The sequence below is a fragment of the Streptomyces sp. NPDC037301 genome, from assembly GCF_055602785.1.
In genome coordinates this window covers 1-22166 of record NZ_JBVJWD010000049.1, presented here as the reverse complement: position 1 = coordinate 22166, position 22166 = coordinate 1, and the positions used below count along the sequence as shown (strand labels likewise).

Annotated in this window: 18 protein-coding genes and 2 pseudogenes; 7 read left to right on the top strand and 13 right to left on the bottom strand. The window is 70.3% G+C overall.

The features are described from left to right. Positions 1 to 4: 4 nt before the first annotated feature. Both ACZ7IB_RS40230 and ACZ7IB_RS40225 read right to left on the bottom strand, forming a co-directional pair. A complete protein-coding gene (locus ACZ7IB_RS40230; protein WP_470919591.1) occupies positions 5 to 658 on the bottom strand; it encodes a GntR family transcriptional regulator in 654 nt (217 codons plus the stop codon). An 829-nt stretch (positions 659 to 1487) separates the two neighbouring features. After that, complete coding sequence (locus ACZ7IB_RS40225) at positions 1488 to 1892, bottom strand: DUF5997 family protein (RefSeq protein WP_470919590.1); 405 nt, start codon at positions 1890 to 1892, stop codon at positions 1488 to 1490. 58 nt (positions 1893 to 1950) lie between these two features. Between ACZ7IB_RS40225 and ACZ7IB_RS40220 the strand changes: the two genes are divergently transcribed. Next, positions 1951 to 2712 carry a LysR family substrate-binding domain-containing protein gene (locus tag ACZ7IB_RS40220; protein ID WP_470919589.1) on the top strand — a complete coding sequence of 254 codons (762 nt, stop codon included), beginning with the start codon at positions 1951 to 1953 and terminating at the stop codon, positions 2710 to 2712. A 629-nt stretch (positions 2713 to 3341) separates the two neighbouring features. Here the strand turns inward: ACZ7IB_RS40220 and ACZ7IB_RS40215 are convergent. The 5 genes from ACZ7IB_RS40215 to ACZ7IB_RS40195 all read right to left on the bottom strand — a co-directional run bounded on the left by ACZ7IB_RS40215 (position 3342) and on the right by ACZ7IB_RS40195 (position 7837). Beyond that, positions 3342 to 4670, bottom strand: coding sequence for a geranylgeranyl reductase family protein (locus ACZ7IB_RS40215; protein WP_470919588.1), 1329 nt, complete (start codon positions 4668 to 4670; stop codon positions 3342 to 3344). Between the two features lie 207 nt (positions 4671 to 4877). Beyond that, positions 4878 to 5513 (bottom strand): response regulator transcription factor, encoded by a 636-nt coding sequence (locus ACZ7IB_RS40210; protein ID WP_470919629.1) that lies wholly within the window; start codon positions 5511 to 5513, stop codon positions 4878 to 4880. Continuing rightward, entirely contained in the window at positions 5513 to 6649 is a 1137-nt protein-coding gene (locus ACZ7IB_RS40205) for a sensor histidine kinase (protein ID WP_470919586.1), read from the bottom strand. The genes ACZ7IB_RS40210 and ACZ7IB_RS40205 overlap by 1 nt, the downstream gene beginning before the upstream one ends. Before the next feature lie 173 nt (positions 6650 to 6822). Further along, positions 6823 to 7497: a DedA family protein gene (locus ACZ7IB_RS40200; RefSeq protein WP_470919585.1), complete on the bottom strand. Its 675-nt coding sequence runs from the start codon at positions 7495 to 7497 to the stop codon at positions 6823 to 6825. Between the two features lie 187 nt (positions 7498 to 7684). Next, a complete protein-coding gene (locus ACZ7IB_RS40195) occupies positions 7685 to 7837 on the bottom strand; it encodes a DUF3048 C-terminal domain-containing protein (RefSeq protein WP_470919628.1) in 153 nt (50 codons plus the stop codon). Between the two features lie 487 nt (positions 7838 to 8324). On the opposite strand from ACZ7IB_RS40195, the gene ACZ7IB_RS40190 reads away from it, so the two are divergent. Next, a complete protein-coding gene (locus ACZ7IB_RS40190; protein WP_470919584.1) occupies positions 8325 to 8474 on the top strand; it encodes a hypothetical protein in 150 nt (49 codons plus the stop codon). A 163-nt stretch (positions 8475 to 8637) separates the two neighbouring features. Further along, positions 8638 to 10083, top strand: coding sequence for a helix-turn-helix domain-containing protein (locus ACZ7IB_RS40185; protein WP_470919583.1), 1446 nt, complete (start codon positions 8638 to 8640; stop codon positions 10081 to 10083). 60 nt (positions 10084 to 10143) lie between these two features. Here ACZ7IB_RS40185 and ACZ7IB_RS40180 read toward each other — a convergent pair whose 3' ends face one another. From ACZ7IB_RS40180 to ACZ7IB_RS40155, 6 genes and pseudogenes are all read right to left on the bottom strand, one after another. Continuing rightward, entirely contained in the window at positions 10144 to 13623 is a 3480-nt protein-coding gene (locus ACZ7IB_RS40180; RefSeq protein ID WP_470919626.1) for a M28 family peptidase, read from the bottom strand. Between the two features lie 248 nt (positions 13624 to 13871). Next, positions 13872 to 14435 (bottom strand): hypothetical protein, encoded by a 564-nt coding sequence (locus ACZ7IB_RS40175; protein WP_470919582.1) that lies wholly within the window; start codon positions 14433 to 14435, stop codon positions 13872 to 13874. 149 nt (positions 14436 to 14584) lie between these two features. Beyond that, complete coding sequence (locus tag ACZ7IB_RS40170) at positions 14585 to 15778, bottom strand: serine/threonine-protein kinase (protein WP_470919624.1); 1194 nt, start codon at positions 15776 to 15778, stop codon at positions 14585 to 14587. 282 nt (positions 15779 to 16060) lie between these two features. Further along, a pseudogene (locus ACZ7IB_RS40165) lies at positions 16061 to 16363 on the bottom strand (carboxyl transferase domain-containing protein); the annotation flags it as partial. A gap of 111 nt (positions 16364 to 16474) precedes the next feature. After that, positions 16475 to 16663: pseudogene (locus ACZ7IB_RS40160) on the bottom strand (HAD family hydrolase); the annotation flags it as partial. A gap of 25 nt (positions 16664 to 16688) precedes the next feature. After that, entirely contained in the window at positions 16689 to 17174 is a 486-nt protein-coding gene (locus tag ACZ7IB_RS40155; RefSeq protein WP_470919581.1) for an Lrp/AsnC family transcriptional regulator, read from the bottom strand. 229 nt (positions 17175 to 17403) lie between these two features. On the opposite strand from ACZ7IB_RS40155, the gene ACZ7IB_RS40150 reads away from it, so the two are divergent. From ACZ7IB_RS40150 to ACZ7IB_RS40135, 4 genes are all read left to right on the top strand, one after another. Continuing rightward, positions 17404 to 17685 (top strand): hypothetical protein, encoded by a 282-nt coding sequence (locus ACZ7IB_RS40150; protein WP_470919579.1) that lies wholly within the window; start codon positions 17404 to 17406, stop codon positions 17683 to 17685. After that, on the top strand, positions 17678 to 18841 hold the full coding sequence (locus tag ACZ7IB_RS40145) for an acyltransferase family protein (protein ID WP_470919578.1): 1164 nt from the start codon (positions 17678 to 17680) through the stop codon (positions 18839 to 18841). Before ACZ7IB_RS40150 ends, ACZ7IB_RS40145 begins: the two co-directional genes overlap by 8 nt. A gap of 25 nt (positions 18842 to 18866) precedes the next feature. After that, the gene (locus tag ACZ7IB_RS40140; RefSeq protein WP_470919576.1) at positions 18867 to 20144 is read left to right on the top strand and encodes a sensor histidine kinase; all 1278 of its coding nucleotides are present in this window, start codon (positions 18867 to 18869) and stop codon (positions 20142 to 20144) included. Between the two features lie 297 nt (positions 20145 to 20441). Then, positions 20442 to 21947 (top strand): FUSC family protein, encoded by a 1506-nt coding sequence (locus tag ACZ7IB_RS40135; protein WP_470919575.1) that lies wholly within the window; start codon positions 20442 to 20444, stop codon positions 21945 to 21947. The last annotated feature ends 219 nt before the right edge of the window (positions 21948 to 22166 follow it).

Genomic DNA, 22166 nt, shown 5'->3' with positions numbered 1-22166 from the left:
TCCGTCAGGAACTCTGAGACCGCCTCCGACGTGCAGCGGCCGCGCTGCGGCTGCTCGCCAGGTGCTTCACGACCAGTTCTTCGACTCGGTGAACGTCCCGCTCGGCGATCGCGGCGTACAGGGCCTCGTGCTCTTTCGCGACTGCCATGAGGTCGTCATGCTGCGCCAGCAGCCATCGCATCCTGCTTCGAAGCGTCCGCTCCAGCTCACTGAGCAGCTCATTGCCGGCCAACGAGGTCACTGTCCGGTGGAAGTCGGCGGCGGCCCGTCGAGCCCGCACGGCATCTCCCGTATGAGCGGCCTCCAGCTCGGCATCGAGGTCCGAACGAAGCTTTTCGAGGCCCGGGCGCGTACGCCGCTGAGCAGCGAGCCGGAAGGTGAGCAGCTCAAGGGGCGTACGAATCTCGTTGAGATCCGCGATGTCCGTGGACGTGAACTCCCGGACGACCGCCCAGGTCCGCGGCCGGGGAGTGACCAGGCCCTCGGTCACGAGCACCTTGAGCGCATCGCGGATGGGCAGTCTGCTCACCCCGAGCTCTGCGGCGAGTTCGCGTTCGACGAGCTTGCTGCCCGGCTGTCGAACACCATCAAGAATGTCGTCCCGCAGCTGCCGAGTGACGCGCTCCGACTCCGGCTCGAAAGCTTCAGACCCTGTCATACCGATCATTCTCCCAAACCCGCTTCCGGACGAGTGAAACGATCGCGCTCCGTTCAGAGACGGGATCGATCCCACGTCCGTCGGCCTGCAGCCGCAGGCGTCGAAGCGGAAGCGTTTCAGATCGTCTTCGAAGTCGACATGGAGCCATTCGCACTTTGCGGCGCGAGCCTCGCGTACGGCCGTCGCGACCAGCGCCGTTCCGATTCCGGCGGCTCGGCGCTGCCGCAGCTGCGTCAACTGCTCGGTCGACAGTCGCTCCGGTGCCGACTCGGTGGCCGTGACCTCAGGGCGCCGCCGTCGCACCCGGGGGAGCGTTCGTCGCCGTACGGTGTCGACGGCACACTCGGCGGACTGCTGAGCCAGATCTTCCAGGACCGGGACCGCCGCTGCGAGAGCCGCCGTGCTGAGTGGAGCCGCAACCACCTCCACACCGAGCCTCAACGGCTCGTCACGTCCGCCGACCAGCAGTCGCTTGTGCGGCGGAGCGCTGAGGAAGGCCTCCCGCCGTCATCGCAAACTGCTCCAGCTCCTGCGGCGCGGCCGCTTCCACCGCACGACGGGCGAACCGCGGCGCCACAGGCCTGTCCGCCCCTGCGCCCGACCCCGCATGACGTAGCCCCCCGACCGACGAACCCGCCGTGCCCCCACACATCAGTGCACCGCTGCCACTCGCAGGCTATGGGGCGGGTGCCGCCCGCCCGAAGGCGTTTTCCGGTCTGTGACCGTGCGGCGAGCCCTTGTGCCGTCCCGGCCGCGCCGTCCGTCGCCGGCGCAGCACCGTCGAACGGGGCGCGAGCCGACGCCGGGCCGTCACGTCGAGGGGCGAAGGTCAGGAACGCGGACCGTGGGGCTGATCGGCGCGCGCTGCGTTCTTCTCCTTGATGCGAACCGCTTCCTTCCGGACCTCGGCCTGGGTGGCGCGTTCCTGCTGGAGCCAGTCGGGGCTGTCCTTCTTCAATGCCTCGATCTGCTCCGTGGTGAGGGCGTCCGTGATTCCGCCACGGGCGAGACCCGAGATGGAGATGCCCAGCTTTGCCGCGACCACCGGCCGGGGGTGCGGGCCGTTGCGTCGCAGCTCCTGCAGCCACTCGGGCGGATCGGACTGCAGTGCGTTCAGCTCGGTGCGCGAGACGACACCCTCCTGGAACTCGGCGGGGGTGGCCTCGAGGTACACACCCAGCTTCTTTGCCGCGGTTGCGGGCTTCATTGTCTGGGTGGTCTTGTGCGACGTCATGGTGCCAAGGGTATCGAGCATGTGCGCTACCTCTGACCAGGGCCGGTAACCTGGCTGAGTGACAAGCTCGGAAGAAACCCCTTCGTTCCGGCTCGCGTACGTCCCGGGGGTGACGCCCACCAAGTGGGTGCGGATCTGGAACGAGCGGCTGCCCGACGTCCCGCTGACCCTCATCGGGGTGTCGGCCGCCGAGGCATCCGACGTGCTGCGGGGCGGCGGCGCCGACGCGGGTCTGGTGCGGCTGCCCATCGACCGGACGGGCCTCAGCGCGATCCCCCTCTACACCGAGACGACGGTGGTCGTGATCCCGAAGGACCACGTCGTGGCAGCGGTCGACGAGGTCTCCGCCGAGGATCTCGCCGACGACATCGTGCTGCATCCGCTCGACGACACCCTCGAATGGGAGCACCGGCCCGGACGGCCCGCGATCGAGCGGCCCGCCACTACGGCGGACGCGATCGAGCTCGTGGCGGCCGGAGTGGGCCTTCTGGTCGTCCCGCAGTCGCTCGCCCGCCTGCACCACCGCAAGGACCTCACGTACCGGCCGGTGTCGGACGCTCCCGAGTCGCGCGTCGCGCTGTCGTGGCTGGAGGACGGGACGACAGACCTGGTGGAGGACTTCATCGGGATCGTCCGAGGGCGGACCGTCAACAGTTCACGGGGCCGCCCCAAGACCCCGGCGCAGCCGAAGGGCAAGCGCCCCGAAGCAGGCGGTGCACGGCGGAAGCCCGCAGCCGGCAAGGCGGCCGGGAAGAGCGCGCGGAGCGGTTCCGGCGGCGCCAAGGGCGGCAAACGAGGAAAGCCTCGCCGCCGGTCCTAGATGTACTGGATCCTGTCGTCGAACCGCCGTCCGCCGCGTGACAGGACCTGGCCACAGCCCCCGCGCCGCCCGCACTCAGGCGGCTGCGCGGGGGTTCACAACTGTTTGGCCAGCACCTTGTTTTGGCGAACATGGGCACGATTGAGTGAACGGCGTGACGATCTGTGGGTGTGCCCGGCGGGGTCTGCGTAACGTGTTCGTTGCGACTTGGGACGCCGGGTGTGGCGTCAGCAGTCGGGGCCCCCGTTCCACCGGAGTGATGGTTCGGGGCCTCCCCGTCGCCTCTGGCCACACTCACATGGCTAGGTCGTAGGGATTCCGCCCGCCTGGAACGGACCGCATACAGGATATGCGTCGCCGACCAGGACGAGAAAGCGGAGGACCAGCACGCCCAACACCGTTCGGGGCGTGCCAGTGAGACAGGACTCACTTCTGCTCACTGCCCAGGAACGGTGGGTACGTCCTTCGAGAGCAGCAGCACAGCGGTCCGGTCGGCGTCTACTACGGCAGCCCCGACGGGCCGCTCGGCGTCGACGGTGCGGGCAGCCCGCCGCGGGACACAGCGCTCCGGGGTCAGCAGGCGGGCTTTCCCCGGTGTGCTGTTCGTGCCCCCGGCCGGGACGCGCGGTTCAGCGCCTGCGTCGCACCTTCGGTTCCGGGACGAGACGCACGACGCCGTTGAGCAGATGGTCGATCAGGTCGTGCGAGGGCTTGTCCGTGAGGTTGGTCAGCAGCCGGGCCAGGGTGTTGAGCAGAAACGGCGACCCCATGACGTAACGGTTGAGGACCGGCTGGAAACCCGAACGGCTGAAGACGAGGTCGGCGGCCGTGTTCCCGAGACGGTAGTAGCGCCCCCAGCGGCGGTTCATCTCGACGGGGTAGCCCCGCAGTACCTGCTCCCGCCGGGGCCCCTGAGGGAGTGCGAGGGCGAGCGCGGCGGTCTCGGCCGCGACTTCGCCGGCTTCCATGGCCTGGCCGATGCCTTCGCCGTTCCAGGGGCTGATCATGCCTCCGGAGTCGCCGACGAGGAGGAGCCCGCGGGTGTAGAGGGGGTGACGGTTGAAGCCCAGCGGAAGGGCTGCGCTCCGGACAGGGCCCTCCGCGTTCTCCTCGCGCAGTCCCCAGGCGTGCGGGGTCCGCGCCAGCCACTCGTCCAACGTGGCGCGCAGGTCCGCCTTTCCGTGCCGTCGGTGGGGCAGCGCACCGAGACCGACATTGACGCGGCCGTCCCCCATGGGGAAGATCCAGCCGTATCCGGGCAGGTAGTGATCGCTCCCCGGGAAGCGGAGGTCGGCCCACAGCTCCAGGTACTCCTCCTGGGAACGCTCCGGACTTCGGTAGTAGCGGCGGGCGGCCGTCGCGATCTGCCTGCTCCTGTCCCGCTGCAGGCCCATGGCGAGAGCGAGGCGGGCGGAGGCGCCGTCGGCGGCGATGACGATCGGTGCGTGGAAGGCCGATGGCTCCTTCGCCGAGGTCGTGGCGGTGACACCGGTGATACGGCCGGCGCGGTCGGTCAGGGGCTGGGTCACCTTCACGCCGCTGCGCAGCCGGGCTCCGGCGGCGACGGCGTGCCGGGCCAGGATGTCGTCGAAGTCGTGCCGGCTGCGCGAGAGCCCGAAATCCGGGTAGCGCCCGAGCGCGGGCCAGTCGATGTGCACCTGATGGTCCCCGGCCACCCATCGCATCCCGCGTGAACGCGTCCACCCCGGAGCCTTGATGTCGACGCCCATCCTGATGAGCTGGTGCACCGCGCGTGGCGTCAGACCGTCCCCGCACACCTTCTCCCGGGGAAAGCGGGACTTCTCCAGGAGCAGGACATCGACGCCCGCCCTGGCGAGGTGGAAGGCCGCGGCCGAGCCCGCCGGCCCCGCCCCCACCACGATCACCTGAGCTTCCTCGTCCGAGCCGTGGACGGACCGATCGTCCGACGGGGACCGGTCCGGCGTCGTCTCCCGCATGGGGAACCCCTTCCTGTTCCTGGGACAGGCGGTGCCGCACGGAGGACGGCAGCCCTGTGCATCATCATCGATCAAGGAGGGCCGGTGCGGAACCCGGCCCGGATGTCCGGCACCCGCCTGATACTTCGCTCACGGAAGCTGTCGTCGTCCGGGCGGGCGACGGCCACGTGACGCCACGTGAGCCCGAAGGGACCGGCGCGCCGGTGCCTACGACTCCAAGTAGCGCAGGACCGCCAGCACTCGTCTGCTGTATCCCGTGGTCCGCGCCAGATCGAGCTTGTCGAAGACGGAGTTGAGGTTCTTCTCGACCGAACTGAGCGAGATGTGCAGGTGCTGGGCGATGGCCGTGTTGGTGCGGCCCTGCGCCAGCTCCTGCAGGACGCTGTGCTCGCGGGGCGTCAGCCTGGCCAAGGGGTCGCTGTTGGTGGTCCGGACCACCAACTGCCGTACGACTTCCGCGTCGATGGACGCGCCGCCCGCGTGAATCCGCTCCAGCGAGTCCAGGAACTCGTCGACCTGCGCGACCCGGTCCTTGAGCAGATAGCCGACCCGCTCGGCGTTTGCGGACAGCAGCCGCACCGCGTAGTTGCGCTCCACATGCTGGGAGAGCACCAGCACACCGACCAGGGGCCAGCGCTCACGGATCTCCAGCGCGGCCCGCAGCCCCTCATCGGTGTGGGTGGGAGGCATCCGGATGTCGACGACGACGAGGTCCGGCGGGTCCGCCTCGACCGCCCGGACGAGGGCCGTCCCGTCACCCACCGCGGCGAGGACTTCATGCCCCTCCTCGGCGAGCAGGCGGACCAGGCCCTCCCTCAGCAGGGTCGAGTCCTCGGCAAGCATTACGCGCACAGCAGCTCCGCGATGATGATGGTGGGGCCCCCGGAAGGGCTGTCGATGTACAGCCGGCCGTCGAGTGCGTCCACCCGGCTGCGCAGCCCGGCAAGTCCGCTGCCCGTGGGATCGGCTCCGCCGGTGCCGTTGTCCCGGACGCATACGGACACTCCGCTCCTGTCGCCCTTGACGCTGACGGAGATGTGGGTCGCGCGGGAGTGCTTGGCCGCGTTGGTCACGGCCTCCGACACCACGAAGTAGGCGGCCGTCTCCACGGGCCGGGGCAACGGCTGCGCCAGGTCGAACTCCATGTGCAGGGGAATGCTGCAGCGCTGGGCCACTCCGCCGAGTGCCTCCTCCAGCCCGAGGTTGTCGAGCGCCGACGGATAGACGCGCCAGGCCACCTCCCGCAGCTCGGTGAGGACCTCCTGGGACTCCTTGTGCGCCTGCTGGAGCAGCAGATCGGCCTGCTCGGGTGTCCGGTTGCGGCGGGCCCGGCCCAGCAGCATGGCGAGTGCGACGAGCCGCTGCTGCACGCCGTCGTGCAGATCGCGTTCGATGCGCTTGCGCTCCACGTCGACCGCCCGGAGCACCCCGGCACGGCTGGCGGCCAGTTCCGCGATGCGCCGCTCCAGCAACTCCCGCCCGGACGGGCCGAAGTGTTCTTGCGCCAACCGTGCGTCGAGGGCGTCCAGTGAGAAGAGCCCCTGAAGGTCGAGAAAGAGGAGGACACCGCCGAGGACCCCTTGGGTCAGCAGTTCCTGCCAGTTCGTGGTGGCGCGTGCCACCCCGGCCGCCAGCAGTCCGGCCAGTACGACCCCGAACCCCAGCAGTGCAATCACGAATCCGGACAGCACCCCCGTGCAGGTGCGGGTGACAAGGTAGCGAAGGACTTTCCGGTCGGACGCGTGGTGCGTGGGGAACACGTCGCCGAAGAAGACGGTGCGACGGATCCGCTCCAGCTCCGTGAGCCGACGGGCCCCGGCACTCAGCACGGCCAGGGCGCGCCGACGCGTACGCGGCCACAGAATGAACGGGCCCGACACCGCGCCCGGCACGGCGAAATACAGCAGGCCCAGCAGGGCGGTGCAGCAGCCGAGCAGGGCGCCCGTGACTCTGCGGGGCCAGGGGGAGGTGCGCGCCACCGAGGTGCCCCCTTCATCGCGCCTCGGGCCGAGTGGCCCCGGAAGACGACTGGTCGCACTGTCTGTGGAGTCCTCCTGCACGGATGCCGAGGCTAGTCGCGCGGCACCGTCACGGCAAGATCGTCCTTGGCGGGCGGGGGAGACCGGGAGAGCGCGGGACAGCGGCTCGTAGCTCATGACTTACGACGGTGCTGCGCCCGCTCACGGGAACGGGGACGAGAGCGCAACCGCAGACTCAGGTACACGATGACGGCCGCCAGGACCAGGACGAGAACGGCCTTGGAGAGGACCCCGACATAGGTCTCCACCAGATCCCACCGGTCGCCGAGCCAGTACCCGGCCATCACCAGCACCGCGTTCCACAGCAGGCTGCCCACAGCGGTCAGCGTCACGAAGAGCGGCAGCGGCATGCGCTCCACGCCGGCCGGCACGGAGATGAGACTCCGGAAGATCGGCACCATGCGCCCGAGGAGGACGGCCTTGGTGCCGTGCTCGGCGAACCACCGCTCGGTACGCTCCAGGTCGGAACTCCTGACCAGCGGAAGCCTCGCCCAGATCGCATGCATCCGGTCGCGGCCGAAGAGCATTCCGATCCAGTACAGAACCACCGCGCCCACCACCGAACCGAGCGTGGTCCAGAAGAGCGCGGAGGCCAGACCGATGACGCCCTGCCCCGCCGCGAACCCGGTCAGCGGGAGAATGACCTCGCTGGGCAGCGGCGGAAAGAGATTCTCCAGGGCGATGGCGAGGCCGGCTCCCGGACCCCCCATGGTGTCGACGAGATCGGCTGCCCAGCCTGCGACACCGCCCGCGGGTTCCTGGGGGAGTCCCAGAGTGACGAGATCCATGAACTGACTCCTGGCCGGTGGTGGAGAGGCACGAGAAGTCCGTCGCGCCTCACCGGCAACGCTAGGAAGTGCCGGCCGGCACCGGTACGAGGATTGCCGTCGAACCGGGTGATGTTCTCCGCACCCACCACCCTGCGGTTTTCCTCAACTCCCGTAGCCCGCGGCGATCACGCCGACGCCGCTCGTGTCACTTCGGCGCGAAGACGATCCAGACCTGGCCCGGAGCGAAGGTCATCTGCTTGCCGTCCCGGGTGGTGAAGGAGGTCCCGGACTCGGCTGTGCGCCGAGACCATCCGACGTCGAGACCCTTGCCGTTGCGCAGGACGAGGGGTCGCCCCAGGGGTTCCCGTGGGCAGGACGGCCGGGGGCGTCGGTCGCGGCGGGGGCGTGCTCAGTACGGCAGCGGGCGGCCGGACGGGGTTCGCAGATCGAGTGGCGGCGGCCGCGACGGCAGCTGCGGACGTCGGACGATCTTGATGCGGCCCATTGCCACCACCTCCTGTCAGTCACCGGTCATATGCCCGGTGGGTTGCCCCTTCATGCAGCTCCGTCCGGCTCAACTGGCTGGCTGGGCAGGAGTGTTACGTAACCAGCAGGGTGGTGGCAGGGGACGCTTCGGCACCGCCGTGCGTAGGGTTGGCCGGAGAGTGTGAGCGGGCAACGGCGCCTCGGCCGGGGGATGATGTGGATCGTCGTCGGGTGAAGCTCGTTGCGGAGCTGCTCCTCGCACTGTTCGGGGCGTTGCTGGGCATGGCGGCCAAGATCACGTCAACGCGCCGGCCTGGCACCCGGGCGGCTCGTACCCCGCCACGGTCTCCAGCGACCGCATGGCGCGGATCTGGGAGCTGCGGGATCCGGCCACCGATCTCGACGTCCTGCTCGGACGGGCCCGCTCCCGGGTCTTCGGGCGGCTGACCGATGACGAACGCCGCAGCTTCCTGCTGCCACCGGCCCCCACCCCGGAACCACAGAGATGACACCGGTACCCGGGCCGGGGCCGGGAAGGCGCGGGAAAGCACGGGAAGGCGCCATCTTCCCGCGGCACCGGGGACACCGCGCACACGCGCTCGCTATCCTCCCGGCTATGAGCCATGAGCGTGGCATGGGCGGGAGATCCGGCGGGGCTCCACGGGGTTCCGGGTGACCGAGGGCGTGGTCCCTGCGCCGGATGTCCGAACCGCAGAGGCGTGGAGAGCCTTCGGAACCCGGTTGCGTCAGTGGCGCAGGCGCGCCGGGCTCACCCAGGCCCAGGTGGGCGCCCGCGTCGGCTACGACCACACCGCCATCAGCAAGTTGGAGCACGGCACCCGGAAGACGCCGCTGCCGCTCGCCCGCAGGCTGGACGATCTGCTGACGGCCGGCGGCGACCTCCTCGACGCCTGCGAGGCGGCGGAGGCCGAAGGGCCGGGTGGTGCGGGCGAGGGCAGCGGGGGCGAACGTCCGGCCGTGACCACCGCACGGACGGGCCCCCTGCCCGGCGAGCCCGCGGGTGGCGCCCTGCTCTCGATGCTGCCGCCGGACGCCGTCCTGCCCATGAGCCTGCCCACCTACGGGCTGGTGTGTCCGGTGCACGGCCGCGAGGGCTGCACCGTTCCCGTACTCGCCGACGTCATCGCCCTGCATTCGGCCTTCTGCGCCCTGGGCCCGGCCACCGTCTCGTGTCCGCCGCTGGACATCGACACCGTGCATGCCCTGACGGCGCTGCTCGCCGTCTGCCAGCGGGCCGACGAGGAGCGCGCCTGGCCGGGGGCGACCGTCGTGGTCGAGCGCACCCTGCACGCGATGCTCCGCTGGATGGCCCTGCCCGCAGCGCCGTACCAACGCCAACTCGCGCCACTTGCAGCCGAGTACGCACAGTCGGCCGGCTGTCTGCGGCTGCTGTGGGGCCGGAACGCGACAGCGATGGCCTGGCTCGACCGGTCGCTGGTCTGGGCCGGCCTGGCCGGTCACGTCGGAACGGAGGTGGCCGCGCTCAGCGACATGAGCACCCTGGCGCGGCTGGAGGGCGACGGCCCTTCCGCCCTCGCCTACGGCGGCGCGATCCGGCAGGCGGCCGCGGGCCGGCACTGGGCGGGCGCCATGAGCGATCTGTACGAGGCGCGTGGGCACGCGGTGCGGGGCGACACGCGGCAGACGCTGGGCCATATCGACCGTGCCTGGTCACAGATGGACCGGGTCGGCGAGCAGGACGAGACGGAGGCGCCCTGGCTGTCCGTCGCCTCCGTGCGTCTGCGGGTGGAGTCGGGCGCCGCCGGGGCCCTGCGGGACCTCGCCGCGGCGACCGGTGACCGTCGACTGGCGCTGCGCGCGGTCGAGGCGACCCGTACCGCGCTGGGTCTGCTCCCTGCGGGGATGCACTCGACACGGATGCTGTTCCTGGTTCGGATGGCCGACGCCCATGCCTGCGCCCAGGACCCGCTCGCCGCGATCGCCATCGCCGAACCCGTACTGGACACCACCGAGGTGACCGCATCCACGCTGCTCGGCCAGGAACTCCGCGGCCTGCACGGCCGGTTGGCGACTCGATACGGAAATTGGCCGGAGATCGACGACTTCACCCGCCGGCTGGCGGCCGTCGTCCGCTGAGAAACCGAGGGCGGGGCGTGTGCGGACACGCCCCGCCCGGGGTGGGTTCCTGATGATCAATCAGCTCGCGTTCATCGTCACGTCGTCCACGACGAAGCTGGTCTGCAGATAGGCGTCCTCATTGCTGGTGAACCCGAGCGTGACCGTCTGACCGGCGAAGGCGCCGACGTCGAAAGTCTCCTGGACGTAGGAGCCCGCGGCGTCCGCGTTTGAGTACGTCGCAAGCGTCTTGGTGCCCAGCTTCACGGTGAATGTGTCGTACGCGGTCGGGTCGCCCGCCGACTCGTCTGTGTCGGTGCGCAGATGGAACGAAAGCTTGTACGACGAGCAGCCCGGGGGAATGGTCAGTGACTGCGAGGCGGTGTCGGTGTGAGTGGACCCCCAGCCGCCGAGCCAGGCCATGTACGCGCCGCTGTGCGCGGGCTTCTCCGACGTCCGGTTGCTGATCACGCCATCGGTCTGGGTCCACGGCGCGACGCCCTCCTCGAAGCCGCCGTTGGCGACGACCTGTCGTGCCTGGCAGGTGCCGCCGCCACCGACGACGAGCGAGTACGTGGTGGCGTGCGTGGCCGAACCGGTCCCGGTCACCGTGATGGTGTACGTGCCCGGCGCGGCCTGGGCCCCGGCGGAGACGGTCATGGCCGACGACGAACCCGACTGTACGGAGGCCGGGTCGAACGCGACCGTGACACCGCTCGGCGCCCCGGAGGCCGTCAGCTTCACAGTCTGCGCGGAGCCACTGGTGGTCGCCGTCGACGCACTCGCGCCGACCGAGCCGCCCGGCCGGACGTTTCCGGAGACCGGCTGCACCGCGACGGAGAAGTCATCGGCCGGCGCGGTGGTGCCGACGGACGTCTTCCACACCGTATGGGCGACACCGTCGGCGCTGTGGTCGAGCGCGGTCGCGTTGATGTTGCTCGTGGTGTCGCAGGACTGGTGGTAGCAGGAGTCGTAGGACCTGCCCGCCGTACCGCCCCACTTGGCGGCCTGCGCCGAGGACTTGGTGTCGCTCGCGCCCGTGGCGTAACCGGAGGTGGGAATGCCGCCCTGCTGGAAGGAGTAGTCGTCGGAGCGTCCCTGGCCCTCGGCGTTCTCCTCCGGAGCGAGGTTCAGTGAATCCCAGTACTCCTTCATCGGGGCCGAGGCGGCCGAGTTGACGTTGTTGATGAAGTAGCCCGCGTTGGTCGAGGCGACCATGTCGAAGTTGTAGTACGCCTTGATGGCGCTTCGCTGGGCGGCGGTGAGCTGGCCGACGTAGTATTCGGAACCCTGCAGGCCCTGTTCCTCACCGTTCCACCAGGCGAAGCGGACATGCTTGGTCATCGTCGGGTTCTGCTGCGCCAGGGCGAGCGCGTTCTCCAGCAGGGTGGCGGAACCCGAGCCGTTGTCATTGATCCCGGGGCCGGCCGCGACACCGTCCAGGTGGGCGCCGAACATGACGGTCTGGTCGGACGGGCCGCCCGGCCAGTCGGCGATCAGGTTGTTGCCGCGGTACGTGCAGCTGGTGCAGGTCTGCTCGCTGACCGTGTAACCGGCTGCCTGCAGCTTGCCCTTCACATAGGCGACCGAGGCCGTGTAACCGGCGCTGCCGGCCCGGCGGTTGCCGCCGTTCTGTGAGGCGATGGTGTTCAGCTGCGCCAGATGGGACTGCACATTGGCGACACTGATGTCGGGCGCGCCGCCGCCCGGACTGCCGCCGTTGTCGACGGTCAGCGTGTACTGCGCCGTGTGGCTCTGGGTGCCGTCACCCTTCACCGTGAAGGTGTACGCGCCGGGCGCGGCGTTCGACGACGCGGACACGGTCATCGTCGAGGACGCTCCGGACTGCACCGACGACGGGCTGAACGACGCGGTGACACCGCTCGGCAGGCCGCTCGCCGTCAGGTTCACCGTCTGCGCGCTCCCGGAGCCGACCGATGTCCGCACCGTGGCCGTCACCGAATTGCCGGGCTTCACCGAGCCGGACGCCGGGTCCAGGGACATGGTGAAGTCGTTGTTGCCGCTGGGAGTACAGGTCGGGTCGGCGCTCTGGGCGGGGACACTGATGGCGTCCCAGGCGGCCTTGGTCCGGTCGAAGAGCACACAACTGGAATCGAGGTTCCTGGCGGCGGTGAGGGTGGTCGTGCGGTAGCGCTTGTAGGTCATTCCGCTGGTCTTGAGCAGCATGCCGCCGTAGAAGACCTTGCCGGCGCTCTGGATGCCGACACCAGTGACCGAAGAGCTGTTGCACGTCGGGCTGGACGGCTTGCCGCCGCCCGGGTTCGAGCCCTCGGCCAGCAGATAGAACCAGTGGTTCAGCGGACCGGCCGCCGCGTGCTCCTCGGTGTTGGGTATGGAGGAGCTGTAGCAGTTCGGGTCGCCGGTCTGCGACGGATTGTACATGATCCGGATCGGCCCGTTGCCGACCAGGTTGACCTTCTCGCCGACGGTGTAGTCCGGGTCGTCGTACGGGGCGGGCTCATTGGTGTACGCCTCGGTCAGGGCGCCCATGATGTCGCCGGTGGCCTCGCCGAGACCGGACTCGTTGTCTGCGCCGCCGGGCGTGTACTGGTCGATGCCGTGGCCGAACTCATGGCCCACCACGTCCATCGCGCCGATCCACTGGTCGGCGTTGTTGTGGCCGATGGAGACCGAGGAGCCGTCCCAGTAGGCGTTGACGTCGTTCAGTCCGACCTTGACGGGCCAGCTGCGGCCGTTGCCGTCGTGCCCGTTGCGGCCCAGCCAGTCCCGCAGCATGTTCCACTCGTGCTGCGCCGCCCACATGACATCGACGCAGCCGGTCTCCTTGCTGGAGGCGCTGCCGGTGCCCCAGGAGTCGCTCGACTTGCTGAAGACACTGCCCGTGCTGTAGTCGGCGCAGCTCAGGCCGGGCCGGTTCGGGTCGCGCAGCGAGTAGCTCCCGCCCGACGCGGTGGTGTCGATGGACAGCGGCGACGGACCGTTCCACTGGCTGTTGCCGGTGCCCGCCCTGACGTCGTCGTAGCTGTCGAGCACCTTGCCGGTGCCCGCGTCGACGAAGACATGCAGACGGCTGGGGGACTTGGCGCCGCGCCCGGTGAGCACCGTCTCCCAGGCCAGCCGGGAGGTCCTGCCCGTGGCGCGCACGACCAGACGGTGCGAGTCCACCCGTGTCACGGTGGTGAGTTTCTTGCGGGAGGTGGTCTCGGCCGCCTTGGCGGAAACGGTCGGTGTGGTCGGCACGTTGATCCGCCGGGACACCGCCGACTGGGTGGCGCGTACCCGGCCCTCGGAGTCGGCCACCACGACGGCGTCCCCGCCGACGACTGGCAGACCGCGGTAGGTGCGCTGGTAGGCGACGGAGTACATACCCTTGACCCAAGGGGTCACCATCTGCCGCTCGTACTGCTCGTCGGGCCCCTTCGCCAGGGTGTCGAGACCACTGGCGGCGGCGCGGTCGGCTGCCGACACCGCGGCCGAGAGCGCGGTCGGGGCGGGCGGAGACGGTTCGGCAGATGCTGGCTGGCCGCTGGTGACGACCAGCATTCCGGCGAGGACGGCCAGGGTTGTCCCGGCCGTCATCGGTCTGCGCTTCATCGAGGCTCCTTGAGTCGGGGGGCCTCGATCACGGGCAGCGGCGTACTGACGCACTTGCTCCGGCCGTCGAAGGCCGGCCCCGTCGCCCGTGTCGCCGTCGTCCCTGATCGAGCGACCGAACACTCACATGTCGCCATGACCTCGTCAATGAACGCGAGGGCTGCCGGGGGACTTGGCAAGTCTGGTCAAGCCACGATGGTGGGATCGCACAACAACCCGGGTGTGCGGGGCGGTTACTCCAGGCCGGAGATCGTGAACACCGTACGAGCGGTCCGGCGGTCGATACGGTCGGCCAGCTGACGCAGCGCCGTCACCCCGCACCGCAGCGTCCCGCGTTTCACACAGCCGCGGGCGTCGTCGTCCAGCCGGTGCCACAGCGCCGGATTGGCGAGGAACACCTGGGGGTCGACCTCGACCCGGCCGCCATCCGCGTCACGGAGCACCAGACGCTGGGAGACTCCGTCCGACCAGCGAACCGACACCAGCCGGTCGGTGCGTACGATCCGTTCGCGCACCAGGCCGCGGCAGGACAGCCACCCGGCACCCGCACGGACCCGTGGCGGCACCAGGACCACGAGCAGCAGGGCGGCCAGGCCCGTCCACAGCAGAGCGCGCAGCCAGGTGAGGTGACCGGCCGTCGCATCGACCGCCAGGAGCAGCCCGAGGAGCGTCACGGCGCAGCGGACCGCGAACCGCAGGTCCCCGGCCCAGCCGTGGTCGTGGGCGGTCGTATCGGGCGGAGGATGTGCTCGGCCGGTGTGCGGGCCGGGCACGGCTCGGATGTCACGTCGTCGCATGGCAGCGACGTTATGGAAGCCGGCCGGCCCGTCGGCGTCCGTTGATGAACCGCTGACGCCGTAACCGCCGGTCCTGACGGCTGCTTGACGGGTGGTGCCGCGGTAGGGGCGGTACGGTCATGGGGCCGGGACGGGCAGGGGGGAGCGGCTCAGTCCTGCCCGTCGTCCCCGTCGCCCCCGCTGTCCTGTGCCGGCTGGTCGGCGGCCGGTGAATCGGGTCCGGTGGATGCCGCGGGACCGGTGCCCGGGGTGTCGGCCGGGCCGGAATCCGGGGAGAACAGGCTCATCCCCAGGTACACGGCCGCGAGGAAGGCGACCGTACCGGCAATGGCGCTGGCCACTCTGGGCCGACGCCTGATCGCCTCGCGGGCGCCGGTGCGCCGCCGCACCGGCACGGGCCGCACCGCCGGACGCCGTCTGTGGCCGCCGGCCTGCGGCAGGCGATATGTCGTCACGCCCTCGGCCTGCTGAGCGGAGGCAGATGCCGGGGCTGTGCCGAACGCGGGGGCAGGTGCCGGGGCATAAGGAGCGCTCGGCGCTGCCGGAGGGGGCGCGGGGGCGTACATGGGCATGGGCTCCGGCTGTCCCCGCCACGCATCACTCTGGAACCAGTCGGCGACCTGCTGGGCGCTGGGCCGGTCCTCGGGCTGCTTCGCGAGCAGCCCCAGCAGATAGGAGTCGAAGGCGGGAGACAGGTCGACTCCCCGCTGTCTGAGCGGCACGGGGGCCGTGTCGACATGCTGATAGAGCGTGGCGGTCGCAGTGTCGGAGCGGAACGGTGGCTCGCCCAGCAGGAGTTGGTAGATCACACAGCCGAGGGAGTACATGTCGGACGCCGCACCGGCCGTACGGCCCAGGGCGCGCTCCGGGGCGAGATAGAGACTGGTGCCGACGATCTGCCCCGTGGTGGTCAGCGCGGCGGAAGGGTCGTCGACGAACTGGGCGATGCCGAAGTCGCCGATCTTGACGGTCCCTTCCGCGTCCAGCATCAGGTTTCCGGGCTTGATGTCACGGTGCACGATGCCCTGCCGATGTGCGGCGGCGAGCCCCGCGGCCGCCTGGCCCGCGATCCGGGCGACCTGCTCGGCGCCGAGCCGCTCCTCGGCCCTGAGCAGATCGCCCAGGCTTCTGCCCTCGACGAGCTCCATCACGAGGTAGAAGCGGTCCTCCCAGGCCCCGAAGTCGAACACGGCCACCAGATGAGGGTGGCTCAGGCGGGCCGCGGTCTGCGCCTCCAGACGGAACCGGGCGGTGGCCGACTCGTCCGCGTGGTCGCCGAGCAGCAGCTTCACGGCCACCGCCCTGCCGAGCACTTCGTCGGCGGCGCGCCACACCTCGCCCATGCCGCCGCGGCCTATGGGAGACAACAAGCGGTACCGACCAGCTACCAGCACCTGTGCACCAATCTCGAATTGTGGGCCGCTTCGACTGCCACGGCGGCGACCCGACCGGGATCGGGGCGGGGTGAGGGCGCGCGGCATGATCAGGATATCCGGCCGCCGGACCTCGACGGCACGCCGAGCAGCCGAGTCGGTGTCCGCAGAGGCGCCGCCGGGCGGCAGGGTCGTCACATCGAGACCCGCGACCGCCGTGGTGTCCGTGTCCCCGGGGCGACCGCCGCCGCCCTCCGCGAACAGCACCACCGGCAGCCCGCGTCGCTCGGCGATCAGCAGCATCCGGTCCGTCTTGCGATGGTTCTGATGGCCCTGGGTCCCCGCGAGGACGGTGTGGTCGTACGACATCGCCACGCATGGTTCGCCGTTCACCGTGCCCGTGCCGGTGACCATGCCGTCGGCCGGGGTGGAGACGATCAGGTCGTCGAGTGAACGGCGGCGGCGTTGCGCGGCGATGGCGAGGGCGCCGAATTCGGTGAACGAGCCCTCGTCGCACAGGTCCGCGATGTTCTCCCGGGCGGTGCGGCGGCCGATCCGGTGCCGCTTGGCGACGGCCTCGGGCCGAACGCGGCGAGATCGTCGTCCGCGGCCCCTCCGTCCTCACCCGCTACTGGCGCGCCGACGAGGCGACCGCGGCGGCACTGCGCGCAGGGCCGCCGGCGTCTCGCGGACACCGATCCCGATGAAGCCGGTGTGATGCTCCCAGGTGAAGCCGGGCGCACCGTAGCGTTCCAGAAGGCGGCGCGCCGCCTCGTAATAGTTCGGCTCGCTGTCCACCAGTGTGGCGTCGAGATCGAAGACGACGGTGGGGACAGGGACGCGCCGGGAGTTCATGCCGTCCAGCATGCCAAGACGGTGATCACTTCGGGCTGCCGGCGGCCGTGCGGCCCACCGATTCGACCAGCGGCAGCAGCCGGTGCGGCACCCGCTCGCGCAGCGCCACCTCGGTACGTGTCCTGACCACACCGGGCAGTTGGATCAGCCGCTGGATCACATCCTCCAGATGCCCGTTGTCGCGGGCCACCACCCGGGCCAGCAGATCGCCGCCGCCCGTGGTCGAGAAGGCCTCGACGATCTCCGGCACCGAGGCGAGCGCCTCACCGACCTCGTCCAGATGTCCCTGGGTGACTTCCAGATGAACGAAGGCCAGCACCGGGTGACCCAGCGCGGCGGGGGACAGGACCGGGCCGGTAGCGGTGATCACACCGTCCCGCTCCAGCCGGTCGATACGGGCCTGGAGGGTGCCCCGGGCGACGGAGAGGATGCGTGCGTACTCGCGGACGCTGGTACGCGGCTGCTCGATGAGCAGTCGCAGGATGCGGGTGTCGAGGGCGTCCACCGCCATGGTCCGTTGGTCTCTTCCTGGTAGGCCGATCCGGGCTGTGACTGTACCAATGGCCCGGCAGCGGCCACGTCGGAGTGATCCGACGCACCCTCACGCGCATCTCATACCCGTAGTCCTATAGAGCTACAAAAAAGGTTCACACCCCGGTGGGACGCGGATTACAAGGCCCCCTCCATAGCTTCTGTACCCGAAGCGATGCAGCCATCCGGTACGGAGGGAACAACCCGCCATGTCGTCCCATCCGCGCAGAAGCCGCCTGTGTCGCGGGCCGCTTGCCGCGCTGCACTCATGGCGCGCCGATGTGCCGCACATGAAGCTCCAACTGCCCTTTGTCGACATCGGGTTCGCAATGGACCCGGTCTCGCCCGAGTTCGGCTCCGAGATCTTCGCGGCGGGCGACGGCGGCCACAGCGACTACCTGAAGCCCGGTTCCTTACCACTGAAGAACATCGCCTGGATCGTGGCCGGAACGGCCATGTCCGCAGAGCCCTCGGGAGAGCGTCATGCGTGACTTCGTCCGGCGGATGGACTCCGCCACTCCTGCCGAGCGTGACCGGGCGATCGACGCCCTGCGCGCCATCGCCATCCTCGGCGTGGTTCTCGGCCACTGGCTGGTGACCGCACTGGTCGTCGACAGCGGCACCATGCACGGCTCCAGCCCACTCCAGTACATGCCCCAATTCACCCCGGTCTCCTGGGTGTTCCAGACCCTTGCCGTCTTCTTCCTGGTCGGCGGACAGGTCGGCGCGAAGAGTTACGCCTCTGCCCGTGCCCGTGGCGAGAACTACGGCCGGTGGCTCCGTACGCGGATGACCCGGCTGCTGCGGCCGGTGGTCGTCGTGCTGGTCGTATGGACCGTGGCGGCGTGCACGATGCTCGCCTCCGGGGCGGACCAGGACACCGTGCGCGCGCTGTGCAAGCTCGTGTGGTCCCCGCTGTGGTTCCTGGTGGTCTTCGCGGCGCTGACGGCAGCGACCCCGCTGGTGGCGAAGCTGCATCCGCTGTGGCCGTTCGCCGTCGTGCTGATCACCGACCTCTACCGGTTCGGCCTGGACGCGCCCGGCGGGTTCACCTCGGTCAACGTGGTTGCCGGCTGGCTGGTTCCGTACTGCCTGGGCGCGGCCTGGGCCCGGGGTGAACTGCACAGTCGCAGGACCGGCTGGACGCTCCTGCTCGGCGGAGCCGCCGCCACCGCCGGACTCGTCCTTTGGGCCGGCTACCCGGCAGCCATGGTCGGGGTGCCCGGCCTGGCGATCTCCAACCTCGACCCGCCGACCCTCGCCGTGGCCACCTTCGGCCTCACGCAGTGCGGAGCGGCACTGCTGCTGCTCGGCCCGCTGCGCCGGGTGCTGCAACGCCCGGCCGTCTGGGCGGTGGTGGCGACGGTGAACCTCTCCGCGATGACGATTTTCCTGTGGCACCAGACCGCGATGATCGCGGTCACCGCGACCTGCCTGTTGGCGGGCGGGACCCTGCCGGGCCTGCACACCGTCCCCGATGCCCCCGGCTGGGTTCTCGCCCGGCTGTCCTGGCTGCCCGTGTTCGCCGTGGCGCTGCTGATCTGCTGGGTGGCGTTCCGCGGTTACGAGCAGGGGCGGCCGCGGAAGAAGAGCATGGTCGTCCGCAAGGGGCGTCCCGCCCGGTCGGCGGAGGCGCGGCGCGCTTAGGGTGAGTTCTGTGAAGCGGGGGGACATGGTGAGGCGGTCGGCGGAGGTCCTGCGGGCGTTGCCCCATACCCTGCGCGAAGATCTGGTGACGTCGGCGGCCGACCCGACCCCGGATGCGCGGCGGCCGCGCTGGCTGGAGTGGCGGCCGGCTCTCGTGGTCCCGATGGTGATGTGCGCGGTGGGCGTACTCATCGTCAACACGAACGAGTACGCCTTCCGCTACCGGATGGGCATGAACCTCAGCATTCTGTTCGCCGGTATCCAGTCGGCCGCGCTGGTCGCCGCACTGTTCCGCCCCGTCCTGGCCTGGTGGGTGACGGTGCTCGTCATGGTCGTGCTCACGCCGTTCGCCGCGAACGCCGGCCCTTTCGGCGCGACGTTCCCCTGGAACGGAACCATGATCGGGCTGCAGGCCGCCGTGCTGTTCCTGCTCGCGCTGCGGGTCCGGCCCCGGACTGCCGCCCAGGCGCTGACGATCAGTCTCGTGGCCGGACTCGTCTGCGGCACGATCAACCCCTGGCGTCAGGGCGGCGTCGGCGTCGCCGTCGCGGTTCTCGTCGTCGCCGTGGTGGTCGGCGCCGCGCTGCGTGGCATCGGGGTGGCGCGTACCCAGCTGGTCGCACAGGAGGAACTCACCGCCGAGGAGCGATCCAGGCGCACTCTTATGGAGGAGCGCAACCGGATCGCCCGCGAGCTGCACGACGTGGTCGCCCATCACATGTCGGTCATCTCCATCCAGGCGCAGGTCGCCCCGCACCTGGTCGAGAATCCGTCCGACGAGCTCAAGGAGAACCTCGCGGGCATCCGCGAGAATGCGGTCGACGCGCTCACCGAACTGCGCCGGGTGCTCGGCGTACTGCGCTCCGAGGATCCTCTGCCGCAGGCGGCGAGGCACGCCCCGCAGCCCACCCTCGACCGGCTGGACGATCTGATCGACAACGCGCGCGGCGCCGGGCTCTCGGTCACCGCCGAGACCACCGGGGAGCCGCATCCGCTGTCGCCGGGCGTCGAGCTGTCGGCGTTCCGCATCGTGCAGGAGGCGCTCAGCAACGCCATGCGTCACGCACCGGGTGCAAAGGTGCGGGTGGAGATCGGCCACCACCCATCGGCCGTCACGGTCCGGGTCACCAACACCCCGCCGGACCGGGCTGCCCCGCCCTCGGTCGGCGCGGGCCACGGTCTGCTCGGGATGCGCGAGCGCACCGCGATGCTGGGCGGTGAACTCGCCACCGGAGCCACCCCTGACGGCGGCTACGAAGTGACTGCGACGCTGCCCACTCAGCCCCCTGCCCATCACCGATGACTTCCCGCCCCTGTTGGGGCGGCATGAGACATTCGGCCATGCGACGGCCGCACGGGTGCCCGGGTGCCGCGGGCGGCGTTCGGTCCCATCTCGCCCATCTCGCCCATCCCGGTCCGTTGGCCTACCCATGGTGCACATCAGCGGCCGGTGGCTGGGCCAATGGCTCAATGGTTTCCCTCTCGTTTGAGCCACGGGCCGCAGAGATGTTGTGATGTACCCGTCGATGGCGCTGCGGATCCCCGCGGCGCCTTTTTCATGCCGGTGTGCAGGGCCGGTGTGCAGGAGCGGGAGCATGCCGTGCTGAAGAGGATGTTCGTTTCCCCGGACCCGGGCCGACTGCGGCTGCGCAGCGGTCTCCGGGCAGTCCTCGGCATCGGGCTGGCCGTCGTGGTGTGCGGTCTGGCCGGTCACTCGCTCGTCGCGGCCGTCACCGGCGGGCTTGCCGCGCTGCTGGCCCTGTTCACGGTGCTGGACGCCACGGTGCGCGATCAGGCGATCACCACCGCCCTGCTGCCTGCCGTCGGTTTCCCCGTGCTCGCCCTTGCCGCAGGGCTTCACGATCATCCGTTGGCACGGGACGCGGCCTTTCTCGCGGTCATGGGCCTGGGCGTGTACGCCCGACGATGGGGGCCGCGCGGCCACTCACTGGGCGTGTTCGCCTTCATGGCCTTCTTCACCACGCAGTTCCTCCACACGCTGCCCGGGCAATTGCCCGAGCTGTACTCCGCGGTCGCCCTCTCGCTGCTCGCCTCGTCGACCGTCCGCTTCGGGCTGTGGTGCTACGAGCGCCGGCTGCCCGCCGCCGCCGTACCCACCCCGGCGACCGGCAAGGGGCTGGCCCGCGCGACCACGCGCCAGGCGATTCAGACGACCGTCGGCGGAGCCCTCGCGCTCTCGGCGGGGCTGCTCCTCTCCGAGCAGCGCTGGTACTGGGCCGTGGGCGCCACATGGTGGGTCTTCGTGAACACCGCCTCGCGCGGCGAGACGCTGGTGCGGGGCTTTCGCAGGGTCCTGGGAACACTGATCGGCATCCCCATCGGCCTGGCTGTCGTCGTCCCGCTGCACGGTGCTGCCGTGCCCAGCGCGGTCGTCGTCGCGATCGGCGTCTTCGGGATCTTCTACACCGCTGCGGTCTCGTACACCTGGATGGTGTTCTCCGTGACGGTGATGGCTGGAACGCTCTACGGACTCCTCGGCGTGCTGGACCCGGCCCTGCTCATGCTGCGGCTCACCGAGACCGGTGCCGGAGCGCTCGGTGCGATGCTCGCGGTGCTCCTCGTGCTGCCGGTCACCACACACGCCACGACCGACGCGTGGATCCAGCGGGCCCTGCGCTGCGTGCACGCCTGCACCGCGGAAGCCGCGGCGCGACTCTCCGGCTCGACGACCGCCGACCCGGCGCCCCGAATCGCCGAGCTGGAGGCGCTCCTCGGGCGGGTGCGGCTGTCCCTGGCCCCGCTGGTGCATCCGCTGAGCCCACTGCGCGCCCGAAAGGCCCGCGCAGGACAGGTACTCGCTCTGCTGGACACCTGCGCACGCGAGGTGCGCGGACTGGCCTCCGTCGCCGCGGACCCGGAAGCCTCCCACGACGCCCGCCTCGCTGCTGCCTGTTGGCGCGTCGAAGCCTCCGTGGAGGCGCTGACGGCCCCGGATCTGCCGCAGCGGGCGGGCGTGCCGGGCATCCCGTCGCACCAGGCCGTCGCAGAGCCCGCGCTCGCCCACCTGCACGGTCTGGAGCGGGCACTCGCGGAGCTCGCCGCCCCGCTGCACAGCGATCCGCGCGCCCCGTTGATCGGTGTGTGAAGCGCCCCCGCTGAGCAGGCCGGCAACCGAGGCCTTGGCCTAGACCCAATACCGGTGACTTTGAGGGTGTCGGCTCGTTGTGTTGGGTGTGCCAAGGCCGGGACAGGTGAAGTCGGTGGGGGGCGAGCGGTTTTCGGATCGCATCGCTCTCGGAGTGTTAACGCGTGCGTTTACGCCTGATCTGGTGGACGAGGTGGTGGCGGAGTGCGGGCGTGTTGA

Bases quoted from the DNA above. Each gene is read 5' to 3' on its own strand.
- ACZ7IB_RS40145 (WP_470919578.1), top strand. From the start codon at position 17,678: ATGCGTGACTTCGTCCGGCGGATGGACTCCGCCACTCCTGCCGAGCGT.
- ACZ7IB_RS40210 (WP_470919629.1), bottom strand. From the start codon at position 5,513: ATGCTTGCCGAGGACTCGACCCTGCTGAGGGAGGGCCTGGTCCGCCTG.
- ACZ7IB_RS40225 (WP_470919590.1), bottom strand. From the start codon at position 1,892: ATGACGTCGCACAAGACCACCCAGACAATGAAGCCCGCAACCGCGGCA.
- ACZ7IB_RS40230 (WP_470919591.1), bottom strand. From the start codon at position 658: ATGACAGGGTCTGAAGCTTTCGAGCCGGAGTCGGAGCGCGTCACTCGG.
- ACZ7IB_RS40215 (WP_470919588.1), bottom strand. From the start codon at position 4,670: ATGCGGGAGACGACGCCGGACCGGTCCCCGTCGGACGATCGGTCCGTC.
- ACZ7IB_RS40190 (WP_470919584.1), top strand. From the start codon at position 8,325: ATGGCGCGGATCTGGGAGCTGCGGGATCCGGCCACCGATCTCGACGTC.
- ACZ7IB_RS40200 (WP_470919585.1), bottom strand. From the start codon at position 7,497: ATGGATCTCGTCACTCTGGGACTCCCCCAGGAACCCGCGGGCGGTGTC.
- ACZ7IB_RS40170 (WP_470919624.1), bottom strand. From the start codon at position 15,778: ATGGGCGAGGTGTGGCGCGCCGCCGACGAAGTGCTCGGCAGGGCGGTG.
- ACZ7IB_RS40140 (WP_470919576.1), top strand. From the start codon at position 18,867: ATGGTGAGGCGGTCGGCGGAGGTCCTGCGGGCGTTGCCCCATACCCTG.
- ACZ7IB_RS40175 (WP_470919582.1), bottom strand. From the start codon at position 14,435: ATGCGACGACGTGACATCCGAGCCGTGCCCGGCCCGCACACCGGCCGA.
- ACZ7IB_RS40180 (WP_470919626.1), bottom strand. From the start codon at position 13,623: ATGACGGCCGGGACAACCCTGGCCGTCCTCGCCGGAATGCTGGTCGTC.
- ACZ7IB_RS40150 (WP_470919579.1), top strand. From the start codon at position 17,404: ATGTCGTCCCATCCGCGCAGAAGCCGCCTGTGTCGCGGGCCGCTTGCC.
- ACZ7IB_RS40155 (WP_470919581.1), bottom strand. From the start codon at position 17,174: ATGGCGGTGGACGCCCTCGACACCCGCATCCTGCGACTGCTCATCGAG.